The sequence below is a fragment of the Bacillus swezeyi genome (assembly GCF_030908325.1).
Lineage (GTDB): Bacteria > Bacillota > Bacilli > Bacillales > Bacillaceae > Bacillus > Bacillus swezeyi.
The window spans coordinates 450,669-468,427 of the sequence record NZ_CP133085.1; the positions used below are offsets into that span (position 1 = coordinate 450,669).

A 17,759-nucleotide genomic window follows, 5' to 3' on the forward strand; every position below is an offset into this window, starting at 1 on the left:
ATGAGAAATGATGTGAATACCCGCGGATTAGCTAATCCTTCTGTCAGTTACGGGGAGCCATTACATATATCCGAAGATCAACCGGCTACAATACCCGAGGTATTATATAAAACTGCAGCGGAGCTTGGGGAGACAAAGGGGATCATTTATCTGCAGCCGGATGGAACTGAGATTCATCAATCTTATGGCCGTTTATGGAATGATGCGCTGCGCATCGTCAAAGGACTCCGTCAATCTGGTCTGAAAGCAAAGGATCATGTGATTTTGCAGCTTGGCGACAATTCACAATTTATCCCTGCCTTCTGGGGCTGTGTTTCAACTGGAATTGTTCCGGCTCCTTTAGTTGTTGCCCCGATGTACACAGAGTCGAACAGCGGCACTCAAAAGCTGAAAGACGCATGGACACTTCTTGACAGGCCGCCGGTGATTACGAATCGGGATTTACTTCAGGAAATGACCGATTGGGCAAAAGAGCAAGAACTTGAAGGGTTTCGCGCCCTGGCTGTCGAGGACCTTTTCTGTGATGAGATGGAAACCGGCTGGCATCAGGCTCATCCTGAAGATTTGGCGCTTCTGCTGCTGACTTCAGGGAGTACGGGAACTCCCAAAGCAGTCATGCTCAATCATCAAAACATTTTGAGCATGGTGAAAGGTATTATTCAAATGCAAGGTTTTACGAGAGAGGATATCACGTTTAACTGGATGCCGTTTGACCATGTCGGAGGTATCGGGATGCTGCATTTGCGGGATGTTTATCTCGGCTGCCAAGAAATTAACGTCGCAAGTGAAACGATTTTGATGGAACCTCTAAAATGGCTTGATTGGATTGATCATTACCGTGCTTCTGTTACGTGGGCGCCGAATTTTGCTTTCGGACTGGTCACTGATTTTTCTGATGAAATGAAAAATCGAAACTGGGACCTGTCGTCAATGCGTTATATGCTCAATGGCGGTGAAGCGATGGTGGCTAAAGTGGGGCGCAGAATACTGGAGCTTTTAGAACCTCACGGATTGCCTGCTGACGCGATTCGTCCTGCATGGGGCATGTCCGAAACATCATCCGGAGTGATTTTCTCTCATGAGTTTACCCGTGCAGCAACAAGCGATGATGATGATTTTGTGGAAATAGGTTCACCGATTCCGGGATTCTCCATGAGGATTGTGGATGAACATAATGAATTGGTTGAGGAAGGCGAGATTGGCCGTTTTCAAGTCTCTGGCCTCTCTGTTACGAGCGGTTATTATCGGCGCCCGGATTTGAATGAGAGTGTGTTTACAAAGGATGGATGGTTTGAAACCGGCGACCTCGGTTTTTTGCGCAATGGGCGTCTAACCATTACGGGCCGTACGAAAGACGCGATTATTATTAATGGTGTCAATTACTACAGTCATGCGATTGAATCCGCAGTTGAAGAGTTAGCGGAAATCGAAACTTCTTATACTGCTGCTTGTGCTGTTCGTGTAAATAACAATACAACGGATCAGCTGGCTATCTTCTTTGTTACTTCCACCGAGATGAATGATGATGAAATCGATCAGCTTCTTAGAAACGTACAATACCATGTCACGCAGACGATCGGTGTGACTCCTGAATTTTTGCTGCCGGTCCATAAAGAAGAGATCCCGAAAACAGCTATAGGAAAGATCCAGCGTGCGCAGCTGAAAACGGCATTTGAAAATGGAGCGTTCGATCACTTGCTGCACAAACCGAACCGCATGAACGGTGAGGGAGAGAAGCAACAAGCAGTTGATGCCAAAAGAATAAGGGAGGGTATACAGGAATATCTGCTCAGCTGTTTTACTGAGGAGCTGAATGTTTCCCGCGATTGGATTGAGCCCAACACCAATATCCAAAGCCTCGGTATTCACTCTATTAAGATGATGAAGCTCATTCGGGCGGTCGAGAAAAAATATCGCATCAGACTCACAGCGAGAGAGTTATACAAGTATCCTACGATCGAATCACTGGCTGACTATCTATCTGAAAAAGAAGAAATACGCAGCATTCTTTCTGATGACAGGGAGAACATTGATAAAACTCAAACAGAGGCAGAAAAAAAGCAAGCAACCTTTCAATCTCTTTCTGAAGTTCAAAAAGGTTTGTGGACATTGCAGAAAATGTCACCTGACAAAAGCGCTTATCATGTACCGCTCTGTTTCCGATTTACGTCAGCGCTTCACCTTGAAACATTAAAGCAAGCTTTTCACCTTGTATTAAATCAGCATCCGATATTAAAGCACGTGATTCAAGAGAGAGACGGAGTACCTTGTCTCAAAAACGAGCCAGCGCTATCTCTTGACATCAAAACAGAAGACATTTCGGGTATGAAAGAGTCTGACACGACTGCTTATCTTAGAAAAAAAGTAAAGGAACCGTATGTAAAGGAAAACAGCTCGTTAATGCGCGTCCGGGTTTTTTCCAGATCAGAAGAAGAGCATTTTTTACTTGTGGTCATTCATCATATTATTTTTGACGGGATTTCTTCCGTGACGTTTATTCGCAGTCTTTTTGACAGCTATAAGCTTCTATTAGAAGGACGGGAGCCGAAAGAGTCTGTTTCTCCGGCAGTGTATCATGATTTTGCCGCTTGGGAACAGAACATGCTTGCCGGTGAAGACGGCGAGAAGCATCGTTCGTACTGGCGGAAACAGCTATCGGGAACATTGCCGAATCTTCAGCTGCCGACTGTAAGCACCAGTTCGTCCGTTTCTGAGTTAAAGGAAGACACATACGCTCGGCGGCTGCCCAGCAGCTTAATGAAACGAGTCAGAACGTTTGCCAAAGAGCATTCTACGAATGTATCAACGGTATTGCTGAGCTGCTATATGATGCTGTTAGGCCGTTATTGCGATCAGAAGGAACTGATTGTCGGTATGCCTGCAATGGTGAGACCGGAAGAGCGATTTGATTCCTCTATTGGACATTTTCTCAATATGCTCCCTATTCGGAGTGAGCTGAAAGCGGCGGAAACTTTTTCTGAGTTCGTTTCAAGATTGCAATTCACAATCCTTGATGGGCTGGATCATGCATCTTATCCTTTTCCGAAAATGGTGCGGGATTTGAATATCTCTCGCCAACAAGCAGGTTCACCCGTTTTTCAGACAGCTTTTTTCTATCAGAATTTTCTTCAATCTGGAAGTTATCAAAGTCTGTTGAGCGGATATAAGGATTCCTTTTCTGTTGACTTCGTTGGGAGTATTCATCAAGAGGGTGAATACGAATTGGTGTTTGAGCTATGGGAAGAAGAAGAAAAAATGGAGCTGAACATCAAATACAATACCGGGCTGTTTGATACCGCTTCTATTTCCGCTATGTTCGATCACTTTATTTATTTAACAGAACAGGCCGTTGTGAATCCTTCTCAGCCTTTAAAAGAGTATTCCTTATTATCCGGGGAAGAGGAACAAATGATTCTCAGAACGTGGAACGCCACTGACAAGAATTATCCATATACGTGTTTTCATGAGTTATTTGAGCAGCAGGCGAAAAAGACGCCTAATCGGGCGGCTGTCAGCTATAAAGGTGAAACACTGACGTATCGGGAGCTCGATGAAAAAAGCACACAGCTGGCCATGTATTTGCAGGCGCATGGAACGGGACCGGATCGCTTGGCAGGAATCTATGTGGATCGATCGCTGGAAATGATTGTGGGATTGTTGGCGATTCTCAAGGCCGGAGGAGCATATGTGCCGTTAGACCCGTCTTACCCGGCTGAGCGATTGGAATACATGCTGAAGGACAGTGAAGTCTCCATTACGCTGACCACTTCCGAATTAGTAAATACTTTAAGCTGGAACGGGGTCCAGACGGTTCTGTTAGATCAAGACTGGGATGACATCACTCAAGCCGCTTCTGATCGGAGAGTTCTTTCACGCACCGTTAAGCCCGAAAACTTGGCTTATGTCATTTATACCTCCGGCAGCACAGGAAAACCAAAAGGGGTCATGATTCCGCATAAAGCGTTGACAAACTTTCTCGTTTCCATGAGTGAGACGCCTGGTCTTTCATCAACGGATAACATGCTTGCTGTGACAACCTACTGTTTTGATATAGCCGCTTTAGAGTTATATCTGCCTTTGATGAAGGGGGCGCAGTGCCATATTTGTCAAACTGATCATACAAAAGACGTTGAAAAACTGAAACAGGACATACAAAATATTAGACCGACAATCATGCAAGCAACCCCTGCCACATGGAAAATGCTCTTTTATTCAGGCTGGAAAAATGAAGAGAGAGTCAAGATTCTATGCGGAGGCGAAGCATTACCTGAAAAATTAAAGCGATATTTTCTAAATACGGACAGCGAAGCCTGGAACATGTTCGGCCCTACCGAAACAACTGTCTGGTCTGCGATCCAGCGTGTGAATGAAGAAAACTCTAACATCACGATAGGCCGGCCCATCGCAAATACACGGATTTATATTACCGATTCTCAGCTTACGCCTGTCCCGGCCGGTGTCCCGGGAGAGCTTTGCATTGCGGGGGACGGAGTGGCAAAGGGCTATTACAACCAGCCTGAATTAACGAATGAAAGATTCATAGACAGCCCTTTTGAACCTGTGTCAAAGCTTTATAGAACAGGCGACATGGCACGCTGGCTCCCGGGAGGCAGGATTGAATATATCGGCCGTATCGATAACCAAGTGAAAATACGCGGATTCCGTATTGAACTTGGCGATATTGAAAGCCGGCTCAATGAACATCCAGCTATTCAGGAAAGCGTCATTGTTGCAGCTGAACAGGACGGAGACGAGAAGCTTGCCGCCTATTATACAGTGAAAGCTGCAAATTCATCTCTTGCATCAAGGGAGCTGCGAAATTATTTGAAAAACAGTTTACCAGCCTATATGGTGCCTTCTTATTTTATCCAGCTTGACCATATGCCGTTAACACCGAACGGCAAGGTAGACAGAAACACTCTGAAGAACCGAGAAATGACAGCACAGCAGCCAAAGCAAAGGAATATGTCTTCTATAAAGATACAGGAAACCATTTTATCCATTTGGCAAGATGTACTGAACGTTTATGACATTGAGCCGGAAGACGGATTTTTCGATGTGGGAGGCGATTCGCTTCTCGCTGTTACGGCGGCCGAACGCATCAAACATGAACTATCCTGTGAGTTTACTGTCACAGACTTGTTTGAGTACTCAACGATTAAAGGCATCAGTACATACATCACTGAACAGCAAATAACGGATACTGGATTCTCTTTACCGTTAGAATCAGCGGAAAAATCAGATGAGCCTATTCATATGCAAAATGTCACTGGTGAACTTCCGGATTATTATGAGGACAGTGTAGCGATTATTGGGATATCGTGTGAATTTCCGGGTGCGAAAAACCATGCTGAGTTTTGGGAGAACCTTAGAGACGGCAAGGAAAGTATAAAATTTTTCAGTGAAGAAGAGCTTCAGAGTTATGGTGTTTCAGAGGAACTGACAGGGAATTCACGCTATGTCCCGGCTAAATCCTCGATTGAAGGGAAGGACCGGTTTGACCCAAGCTTCTTTCAAATATCACCTAAAGACGCTGAATTTATGGACCCGCAGCTGCGGATGCTCATGACTCACTCCTGGAAAGCGATAGAAGATGCCGGTTACGTTTCCAAACAGATTCCGGAAACCAGTGTTTATATGTCGGCAAGCAATAATTCATATCGCGCGCTCTTGCCAAATGAAACAACGGAGAGCCTTGAAACGCCGGATGGTTATGTATCGTGGGTGCTTGCGCAGAGCGGGACGATTCCGACAATGATTTCTCATAAGCTCGGATTGAAAGGGCCTAGCTATTTCGTCCATGCCAATTGTTCGTCTTCTTTAATCGGATTGCATTCCGCCTATCAAAGCCTGTTGTCTGGCGAGTCCGCTTATGCTTTGGTCGGCGGCGCGACATTGCACACCGAGTCAAATATCGGATATGTGCATCAGTCAGGTTTGAATTTTTCAAGTGATGGACATATTAAGGCGTTTGACGCTTCTGCCGACGGAATGATAGGCGGTGAGGGCGTTGCCGCTGTATTGCTGAAAAAAGCGGCGGATGCCGTACAAGACGGAGATCACATCTATGCGTTGTTAAGAGGTATAGGTGTAAATAACGACGGAGCTGACAAAGTCGGTTTTTATGCTCCAAGTGTAAAAGGACAGGCGAACGTGATTCAAAAGGTCATGAATCAAACGAAGATCCAGCCTGAATCCATCAGCTATGTTGAAGCGCATGGAACAGGAACGAAGCTTGGAGATCCAATCGAGCTGTCAGCTTTGACGGCGGTTTACAGGCAGTATACAAATAAAAAGCAATTTTGCGGAATCGGATCGGTGAAATCAAATATCGGACATTTGGATACGGCTGCCGGGTTGGCAGGCTGCATTAAGGTTGTGATGAGCCTTTACCATCATGAGCTTGCTCCTAGCATCAATTATAAGGAGCCGAATCCAAATACAGACTTAGCCAATTCTCCTTTTTACGTCATCGATCAAAAGAAAGCATTAAGTAATGAAATAAAAACGCACAGGGCTGCACTCAGTTCGTTCGGACTCGGCGGGACAAACACTCATGCGATTTTCGAGCAATACAAAACGGTTTCTGCTGATCAGAAAAAAACAGGGGCCTGCATCATTCCGATATCGGCAAAAAATAAGGAGCGGCTGCATGAGTATGTGCATGACATTCTGACACATTTAGAAAGAAGAGGGCTTGAGAACGGCCGGCTGTCTGATTTCGCTTATACCCTTCAGGTCGGGCGTGAAGCGATGGAGCATCGGGTTGTCTTTACCGCTGGCCATGTGGATGAGTTAAAACAAAGGCTGTCTGATTTTATCAATGGAAAAACACCGATTGAAGGCTGTTTTCAAGGAGAAAAGCAGCAAGCCAAGGACGTTTCATGGCTGACTGAGGATGAAGACAGCGCAGAACTGATTGGGAAGTGGATCGCTAAAGGAAAAGTGAACAAGCTGGCGGAGATATGGAGCAAAGGAGCGCATATTGATTGGTTGCAGCTTTACAAAGATGTGCGCCCAAACAGAATGAGTCTGCCGACATATCCTTTTGCAAAGGAACGATACTGGGCATCACAGGATGATCACAAGCTTAAGGGAAGAATGTCCGCTCATCAGACCGGTGTCAGTGTATTGCATCCGCTGCTTCATCAAAACACGTCAGACTTTGCTGAGCAGAGATTCAGTTCAGTTTTAACAGGTGAGGAATTCTTTCTGACAGACCATGTGGTGAGAGGGAAGCCGGTGCTCCCTGGGGTTGCCTATCTTGAAATGGCGCAAATGGCTGTAAACAAGGCGATTGGCGGTGCGAACGAGCAGGATGTCAGAATCAAATTGAATCATGCCGTTTGGGTTCAGCCTGTAGTGGTCGAGGAACAGCCGGTTCATGTGCATATCAGTCTTTTTCCGGAAGAGGATGGGAAAATCACATATGACATTTACAGTACAGGAGAAGGGTCAGACTCAGTCATACACAGTCAAGGCAGTGCCGAACTGATAACTGCAGCAGAAAAACCGGCATGGGATCTTGGTGAATTACAGCACCGCTGCAGCCTGAAGGAGATTTCGCCTCACCAATTCTACGAGGAAGGCAGAAGCAGAGGAATGTTCCATGGTCCGGCATTCCAAGGAATTCAGAAAGTGGATATCGGAAACAAGGAGGTTTTGGCACGATTGCAGCTGCCTGCTTCTGTTTCTGACACGCAGAAACGTTTTATACTGCATCCAAGTATGATGGATTCCGCTGTGCAGGCCGCTACAATCTGCATCATGCAGGAATTTACCGAGCAAAAGCTGATTTTGCCGTTTGCGCTTGAAGAGCTTGAAGTGATCAAAGGAAGTACGTCCGCGATGTGGGCATACGCCCGTTTAAGTGACGTCGATCGCAGCGGGGAGATGGTGCAGAAAGCGGATATCGATTTGCTTGACGAGACTGGGGACGTATGCATAAGGATGAAGGGATTCTCAACAAGAGTATTGGAAGGAGAGGTTCATTCATCAAAACCTGCATTTACTCATGAACAGTTACTGCTTGAGCCAATATGGAATAGGCAGGATGAGGTTATCGATAAAGATGTGACATCATACGCAGAGCATCTCGTTGTCATCTGCGAAACCGAACGAAATGTCAGTGAAGACATGGCAGCCCGCATGCAGAATGTTCGTGTCATTACGTTAAATGAAGCTGAAGGAAATATCGCTGAACGTTTTCAAAGCTACACACAGCAGGTTTTTGAACTCATTCAAAGGAAGATTCGCTCCAAAGCTGAAGGTCATCTAATCATCCAAGTTATCGTGCCGGGGAAAGACGAGAAGCAATTGTTTGCGGGAATGTCCGGATTACTCAAAACAGCAGAATTGGAGTACAGCAAACTTACAGCCCAGGTCATTGAGATCGAGAATCCGGAAGAGATCATTGGCCTTCATCAAAAGCTGCAAGACGACAGTCAGAGGCCTGATGACAAACAGATCAAATATGAAGCTGGAGGCCGTTTTGTCAAAGATTGGCGTGAAATAGAGCTGCCGGCAGCTGCTGAGCCTCATATGCCATGGAAGGATAATGGCGTTTACCTTATCACAGGCGGAGCGGGGAGCTTAGGTCTTCTGTTTGCAAAAGAAATTGCCAATCGAACAGTTCATCCCGCAATCATTCTGACGGGGCGCTCAGTCTTAAGTGAGCGTAAGGAGCAGGAGCTGGAGGCTCTCCGGAATTTAGGTGCAGAAGTAATCTATAAACAAGCGGATGTGGGAGATCAAAAGGCGGTCTCGCGGATCATGGATGAAATCAAAGAGATGTACGGCCATCTCAATGGTATCCTGCACGGTGCAGGCGTCATAAAAGATCATTTCATTGTCCATAAAACAAATAAAGAATTTCAAGAAGTGTTACAGCCAAAAGTGGACGGATTGTTTTATTTAGATGAATGCAGCAAGGACTGGCAGTTGGACTTTTTCATCTTGTTTTCATCCGTGTCCGGATGTTTAGGAAACACCGGACAAGCAGACTATGCAGCAGCCAATACATTTATGGATGCATTTGCCGCATACAGAAATGCGCTTGCCGCGTCTAAGAAGCGGCACGGCTCAACGATTTCCTTCAACTGGCCGTTGTGGAAAGAGGGCGGTATGCAAGTCGATGCTGAAATTGAAAAAAGAATGATGAAAAACGTGGGAATGGTCCCGCTGCAAAGTGATCACGGCATTAAAGCCTTTTATCAAGGAATCGCTTCAGAAAAGCCGCAAGTATTCGTGATGGAAGGTCAGCTTGCGAAAATGAAGCAAAAACTGCTCTCTTCCGGGTCTAAAATCAAACGGCTGGATCAAAAAAGCGCAGATCATCATAACGGACAAACTCGAAAATTGGAACAGTCTTTCATCCAGATGGTCGGAGAGATTTTAAAAGTAAACATTGAAGATATTGATATCAATACAGAACTCAGTGAGTACGGATTCGATTCGGTTACATTTACTGTATTTACAAACCGGATTAACGAAGCGCACCGATTGGAGTTAGCGCCGACCATTTTCTTTGAATATGGAAGCATACAAAGCCTGGCTGAATACGTAATGGCTGAGTATCAGGATGAATGGCTGCATCAAGATGCATCCGTCAGCGGCGCTGATGAGCAATCAAACTCTTTACATGCTGCAGACAGCCTGCAAGCTTCGCTAAGTCACATGGTCAGCGTCATTTTAAAAGTAAACGTTGAAGATATCGATATCAATACAGAGCTCAGTGAGTATGGATTTGATTCAGTTTCATTCACTGTATTTACGAATCAGATTAACGAAGCTTATCAATTGGAATTGACGCCGACGATTTTCTTTGAATATGGAAGCATACAAAGTTTGGCTGACTATCTGATAGATGAATACAAAGAGGCTATTGCCGGAGAGCACGCAAAATCATCGGTTCCTGACGAGTTACAAGAAACAGCTCCTGCGGCGCCAAGCATCACAAAGAGGAGAAAACGGCGCTTTAAACAGACTGTGATGACGAAAGAGGAAAGAAACACAAATCAAACAGCCGATTTTGAGCCGATCGCCATTGTCGGCATCAGCGGCCGATTCCCTGGAGCTCATGACATAGATGAATTCTGGATAAATCTTGAAGAAGGAATAGACAGTATCACGGAAGTTCCGAAAGATCGGTGGGATTGGCGGGAGCATTATGGAAACCCTGACTCAGAAGCCAATAAAACCGACATTAAATGGGGCGGATTTATTGATGGTGTAGCCAAGTTTGATCCGTTGTTTTTCGGTATATCACCGCGAGAAGCCCATTATGTAGATCCTCAACAGAGGCTGTTAATGGAATATGCATGGAAGGTGATAGAAGATGCCGGGTGCTCGCCGCAGAGCCTTTCAGGTACAGCAACAGGGCTCTTTATCGGCACAGGAAATACAGGATATAAAGATCTATTTAACAAAGCAAACCTTCCAATTGAAGGTCATGCTGCAACAGGCCATATGATTCCTTCGGTCGGTCCGAATCGAATGAATTATTTCTTAAATCTTCACGGTCCGAGTGAACCGATAGAAACCGCATGTTCAAGCTCACTTGTTGCGATTCATCGCGCTGTGACCGCTATGCAAAGCGGAGACTGTGAGATGGCAATCGCAGGAGGCGTGAACACGATATTAACCGAGGAGGCGCACATTAGCTACAGCAAAGCTGGCATGCTGAGCAAAGACGGTAGGTGTAAAACATTCTCTGCTGATGCGAATGGTTATGTCAGAGGAGAAGGTGTCGGAATGGTCATGCTGAAAAAGCTGACAGATGCTGAGCGCGATGGGAATCATATTTACGGCGTCATTCGGGGTACGGCAGAAAATCACGGAGGAAGAGCCAATACGCTGACATCGCCTAATCCGAAAGCGCAAGCTGATTTGCTGATGCGTGCATATCGCAGGGCAGGCATAGATCCGAGTACAGTCACATATATCGAAGCGCACGGAACGGGGACTGAATTGGGAGACCCGATAGAAATAAACGGGCTGAAAGCCGCGTTTAAAGAACTGTCCAATATGGAAGATCATACCCAGCCAGAAGTTCCGGACCATCATTGCGGGATCGGCTCAGTTAAGAGCAATATCGGTCATCTAGAGCTTGCCGCAGGTATTTCCGGATTGATTAAGGTGCTGCTGCAAATGAAGCATAAAACCTTAGTCAAAAGCCTGCATTGCGAAACGCTCAATCCTTACTTGCAGCTTACAGACAGTCCGTTTTACATTGTTCAAGAAAAACAGGAATGGAAGGCTGTCAAAGACCGGAACGGAAATGAACTGCCGCGCCGTGCCGGAATAAGTTCGTTTGGGATTGGCGGAGTAAACGCCCATATTGTGATTGAAGAATATATTCCAAAAGCAGGTTCCCGACATGCGCTTTCCGAACAGCCGAACATGATTGTACTGTCGGCTAAAAATAAACAAAGGCTTACGGATCGGGCTGCGCAATTGCTGGGTGCCATTCGTGAGAAAAAATATACAGATCAAGATCTGCACCGCATCGCCTATACGCTCCAAGTCGGGCGGGAAGGAATGGATGAACGTCTGGCGTGTATTGCGGGCACGATGCAGGAGCTCGAAGAGAAACTGCAAGCGTATATTGACGGCAAGGAAGGGGCTGAGGGGCTCTTCCGCGGACAGGCTAATCGAAACAAAGAAACCTTGGCCATTTTTTCTGCAGATGAGGATTTGGCAATGGCTATTGAAGCTTGGATCAGAAAAAGGAAATACGCCAAGCTTGCGGATTTATGGGTCAAAGGCGTCGCGATCGATTGGGGTAAATTGTATGGTGAGGTCAAACCGCACTTGATCAGTCTTCCTTCATACCCATTTGCGAAGGATCACTATTGGCTTCCGGCAGAGGAACACCTTTCAGAACCGGACATCGCAGATCATAGTGAAAAACGCAACCCATGTGTTTTGACAAAACAATGGAGCTTAAGTGCGGTTACCCCGAAAGAGCCGGGGACACGAACCGTTGCGATCCTGAGCAATGAAGAGACGGCAGAGTTGGCGGCTGAAGTGTCTAAGTATTTTCCGAATCATCTCATGTTAGATGTGAGCCGGGTCGAAAGTGATCAGTCAAGCGATGATTGGAAACGATTTGACGGCCTTGTGGATTTAATCGGTTGCGGCGGACATGAGGAAGAACAGCTTGATTGGATTGAATGGATTCAAAGGCTGGTTGAAGACGGACATAAAGAGGGAATCATGCTGCTTTGTGTGACGAAAGGGCTGGAATCATTCCAAAACACATCCGTCCGGATGACAGGGGCTTCCCGCGCTGGTTTGTATCGTATGCTCCAAAGCGAATACAGCCATCTCACATCAAGGCATATGGATGCGGAAGAATCCGTTGATCATCATATTCTCGCGGCTCAGATCGCTGAGGAGTTTTATTCCGATTCTGAGGATACGGAGGTTTGCTACAGGGAGGGCATGCGATACCAGGCTTACCTAAAAGAGAATCCGGAAACCTGGAAAGGAACCGAAGAGCGAAAGACCTTCCCTGAAGAACATGTGCTTCTCATTACAGGCGGGACAAGAGGAATCGGACTATTATGCGCCCGGCATTTTGCAGAACACTATGGAGTGAAAAAGCTGGTGCTGACAGGACGTGAGCAGCTTCCTCCGCGAGAGGAGTGGGCTCATGTTGAGACATTAAATACTTCCGCGGCACAGAAAATCCGAGCGGTGCGGGAGCTGGAGGCACAAGGCGTACAAGTACAAATGCTGTCGTTCTCTTTATCTGATGAGACTCAAGTACAGCAAGCCTTACATGAAATCAATCAAACATTGGGACCGATCCGCGGAGTCATTCATTGTGCAGGCATAACGGACATGGATACCTTGGCGTTTATCCGAAAAACGGCTGCTGATATGCAGCGAGTGCTAGAGCCGAAGGTGGCGGGGCTTACAACCCTGTATCACCATGTAAGTCATGAACCGTTACAGTTTTTCGTATTATGTTCTTCTGTCTCGGCCATTATTCCGGCACTTTCAGCGGGACAAGCTGATTACGCCATGGCCAACAGCTATATGGATTATTTTGCAGAAGCACATAAGGAAAATATGCCAATTATCAGCATTCAGTGGCCGAATTGGAAAGAAACCGGTATGGGGGAAGTGACAAATCATGCTTATCGAGAAAGCGGCTTGCTGAGTATGACGAATTCAGAGGGCTTGCGTTTTCTGGATCAAATATTATCTGGAACCTTGCAGCCGGTTGTCCTCCCTGCTGTGGCGAATCAGGAAAATTGGAAACCAGATCAGCTGATGAAGCGGCGGGTCCGGCAAGAGGCTGGATTGAAGGAAGAAACTTTGCGCAGACCACAGGCTGAAAAAGTCGAGAAAACCGCAGGACAGGCTAAACATGAGCTGCTTTTAGATGAAACACGGACATGGCTTGTTCAATTGTTTTCTGAAGAGCTGAGAATCGATCGGGAACACTTGGAAATTGATGATGTATTTCAGGATTATGGTGTGGATTCTATCATCTTGGCGCAGCTGCTCCAGCGTATTAACCGAAAGTTAGACGCAGCGCTCGATCCATCTATTCTTTATGAATATCCAACGATTCAGCGCTTTGCCGATTGGCTTGTCGGATCTTATACCGAATCCTTAACTGCTCTTTTTGGAGAGTCAGAAAATGCGGAAGCGTCATTGGAAAACAGAACTGAGGCAGTCATATCTGTTCCTGCGGAGAATCGTGCTTCTGTCGGCCAAAGACAAGCGCCAGCATCCTTTTCACCGGATTCTCATGCAGAGGATATCGCCGTTGTCGGACTATCTTGCCGCTTTCCGGGGGCAGATACACTGGAAACATATTGGTCATTATTATCTGAGGGACGTTCGTCAATCGGTCCGGTTCCGGCAGAGCGCTGGGGTTATCAAACGCCGTATTATGCCGGAGTCATTGATCACGTCAGCCATTTCGACCCTGATTTCTTCCTGCTCCATGAAGAAGATGTAAGGGCGATGGACCCGCAAGCATTATTGGTGTTGGAAGAGTGTCTGAAGCTTTGGTATCACGCCGGATATACACCAGAGGAAATAAAGGGCGAATCCGTCGGCGTCTATCTTGGAGGCAGAAGCCAGCACAAGCCTGATGAAGAGAGTCTTCTTCATGCGAAGAATCCGATCGTGACAGTCGGCCAGAATTATGTAGCGGCTAATATTTCACAATTTTTTGATGTCCGCGGTCCGAGTGTTGTGTTAGATACAGCATGTTCATCAGCTTTAGTCGGCATGAATATGGCCATTCAGGCCCTCCTTAGCGGAGATATTAAAGCTGCTGTAGTAGGCGGGGTCAGCTTGCTCGGTTCAGACGCCTCTCACCGTCTGTTTGACCAGCGCGGCATTTTAAGCAGGCAATCATCCTTCCATGTATTTGATGAGCGTGCTGATGGCGTTGTTTTAGGTGAGGGTGTCGGAATGGTTCTGTTAAAAACGGTAAAACAGGCCTTGCAAGACGGAGATACCATTTATGCTGTGGTCAAAGCGGCCTCGGTCAATAATGACGGAAGAACCGCAGGGCCGGCAACACCTAATCTGGAGGCGCAAAAGGAAGTCATGAAGGCCGCGCTTGCCAAAAGCGGAAAAAAACCAGAGGACATCAGCTATCTTGAAGCAAACGGATCAGGTTCAATGGTAACCGATCTGCTTGAGCTTAAAGCGATTCAATCCGTATACCGTTCCGGGAATTCTAATTCCCTTTCGCTCGGATCAATCAAGCCGAATATCGGACATCCGCTTTGCGCTGAAGGAATCGCAAGTTTTATCAAGGTTGTGCTGATGCTGAAAGAGCGCAGTGTTGTCCCATTTTTATCAGGTGAAAAAGAGATGTCACATTTCGATAAGCAGAAAGCGAATATCACGTTCAGCCGAACGCTGGAAAAATGGAAAGATCCGCTGCCTGCTGCGGCCATTAACTGCTTTGCCGATGGTGGGACAAATGCCCATGTCATTTTAGAGGCGTGGGACGAAGATGAAAAACGTGTGATCAAGCGCAGTCCAATATCACCTCCTGAATTAAAGAAACGGGCGTTTTCGGCCGGCGCGTCAAAGCCGGAAGCAAAGACCTTAAAAATGGATACGGCAAACATATGGGATACTTATGAAGTGGAGGTCTAACGTGAAAAATATAACGAAGCAACTCACTCTATCGTTAAAAAATCCGTTTATTTATCACCATGTGGTTTACGGACAGCATGTCCTTCCGGGATTGGCTTACATTGATATGATCTACCAGATATTCAGAGAACACGGCTATTCCTGCTCAGACCTTCAGCTGCGGAATTTATCGATCTATCAGCCGCTGACTGCGGGACGGGATTCGGTGATTGTGCTCAATATCCAATGCGCGGAGAAAAAAGAAGGGCATTGGCAAATAACAGCCAAAGGCTTCGAAAAACGTCACGGTAAAGAAGCTTCAGATGAAAAGCTCTATATGAAGGCTGATATGCACACCGCCGTGCCGGCAGTATTTGAAGAAACACTGGAGCTTAAACAGATCAAAGCATCTGCGGACACTATTATTCGGCTCGATGATGTGTATGAACAGTGCAAACGTCAGGAACTCGTGCACAGCGGATATATGAAGGCGCAGGGGGGCATTTATGAAGAGGAAGACGGCGTGCTCCTTGATCTTTCTCTTAGCTCAGAAGCCATGCTTCATGCAGAAGGCTTTATGTTTCATCCGACTCTCATTGACGGGAGCGGGGTGGGCGCCAACAATTTACTCACATCTTTGCTTAAAGGAGAACAGAGGCTGTTTTTGCCTCTGTTCTATGAATCCTTTTCCGCTTCAGCCCTTTTGCAGACGCATTGCATGACGAGAATTAAGCGGTCCTCAGTCCGTCAGGAAAAAGAGCTGATTTATGTAACGCTTGAATTTTTTAATGCTTCCGGAGAAAAGGTGGCTGAACTGAAAAACTTCACAAGTAAATTAGTACGGGAAGCAGAGCTTATTAATGGAGATCGCAAAGATTTACCGCAAAGTCAAGAGATGAGAAAAGATACAGCTGCACTCTCGCAGGCTGCTGAAGGAATGATGGAGGTGTCATCGGCAGCCGACAGTACGGGGCCATACGAGGCGGCTGAACAATTCGTCAGCCAATTAATCGCAGACAAAATCAATATGCCGCTCGAACAGATTGAAAAGCAGGTCGGCTATTACCAGATGGGGTTGAATTCATCCGGTTTGCTTGAAGTGGTAGAAACGATCAGTGACAAAATCGGCGAGAGCCTTTCACCGACTCTCCTGTTTGAGCATACCACGATTGCGGAGTTGTCAGCGTTTCTTTCTGAGGAGTACGGTGAGCATTTTAATTCCTCTCATTTTATTGAACAAAATGAACGAAAGCACGCCGCTTTTAGCACAATCGACCGCGGTGCTGCTGAAAGCAGGGAGAAAAGTGTACATGCAGATTCTTCTCAAACTGCACCTCTGAAGGCGAAAGAAGGGGATATTGCGATTATCGGCATGGCGGGCCGGTACCCGAAAGCAAACAATATACACGAATTTTGGAACAATCTGAAAAAGGCAAAGAATTGTATTAGCGAGATTCCCGAGTCACGCTGGGACTGGCGGCGCTTTGAAGGAATCACCTCTCCTTCAGGAAAAAACATTTCTAAATGGGGCGGTTTTATTGATGATCCAGATTGCTTTGATCCTCAATTTTTCAGAATAACGCCGAGAGAAGCAGAGACAATGGACCCTCAGGAGCGGCTGTTTTTAGAAACATGCTGGGAAACGATTGAGGATGCAGGCTACACGCCGAAGACTTTAGCCAAACCTAGAGGACGGAACAAAAGGCAGCATGTAGGCGTTTTTGCCGGCGTCATGCACAAGGATTATACATTAGTCGGTGCTGAAGCAGCATCGAAGGAAAATGTGTTTCCTCTTTCTCTCAACTATGCGCAAATCGCCAACAGAGTGTCCTATTTTTGCAATTTCCACGGCCCGAGTATGGCGGTCGATACGGTATGTTCCTCATCTCTGACTTCCGTACATCTGGCGTTGGAAAGCCTTCGTCACGGAGAGTGCGAGGTCGCATTAGCTGGCGGGGTTAACCTTTCTCTGCATCCGAATAAATATATGACGTACGGGGTTTGGGATATGTTTTCCACTGACGGGCACTGCCGCACGTTTGGCAAGGACGGGGACGGCTATGTGCCGGCAGAAGGAATCGGCGCGGTCTTATTAAAGCCTTTGCGCCAGGCGGAGGAAGACGGAGACCGTATTTATGCAGTGATTAAAGGAAGTGCTGTCAACCATGTAGGAACGGTTAGCGGCATTTCTGTGCCAAGTCCTGTTTCACAAGCTGATCTGATTGAGACATGCTTGGAGAAAACAGGGATTGACCCGCGGACCGTCAGTTATGTGGAAGCGCACGGAACCGGTACATCTTTAGGAGATCCGATCGAATTACAGGGGCTGGTGAAAGCGTTCCGCCAATATACACAGGATCGGCAGTTCTGTTCGATCGGTTCTGTCAAGTCAAATATCGGGCACGCGGAATCCGCAGCAGGTATCAGCGGTTTAAGCAAAGTCGCCCTTCAGCTTCACCATCAGACCCTCGTGCCTTCTTTACATTCAGAAGAGCTGAATCCGTACGTGGACTTTGAAAAATCGCCATTTTATGTGCAGCATGAAACAGAAACTTGGAAGCAGCCTGTTATCAAGGAGAATGGCGAGGGCGAGGGAATCATCTATCCGCGCCGGGCGGGCATCAGTTCGTTCGGGGCCACGG

The 17,759-nt window shown here is 46.6% G+C and carries 2 protein-coding genes (1 of these 2 only partly in view); both read left to right on the forward strand.

Translation table 11 applies throughout. From position 1 onward, the window contains the following. The gene (locus RBH91_RS02290) at window positions 1-15,138 is read left to right on the forward strand and encodes a non-ribosomal peptide synthetase (protein WP_307893329.1); all 15,138 of its coding nucleotides are present in this window, start codon (window positions 1-3) and stop codon (window positions 15,136-15,138) included. Further along, on the forward strand, window positions 15,122-17,759 hold the 5' portion of the coding sequence (locus tag RBH91_RS02295; RefSeq protein WP_307893330.1) for an SDR family NAD(P)-dependent oxidoreductase. The gene runs 11,099 nt beyond the window's last position; only the first 2,638 of its 13,737 coding nucleotides appear in the window; the start codon lies at window positions 15,122-15,124; the stop codon falls past the right edge of the window. Before RBH91_RS02290 ends, RBH91_RS02295 begins: the two co-directional genes overlap by 17 nt.

Bases quoted from the DNA above. Each gene is read 5' to 3' on its own strand.
- RBH91_RS02290 (WP_307893329.1), top strand. From the start codon at position 1: ATGAGAAATGATGTGAATACCCGCGGATTAGCTAATCCTTCTGTCAGT.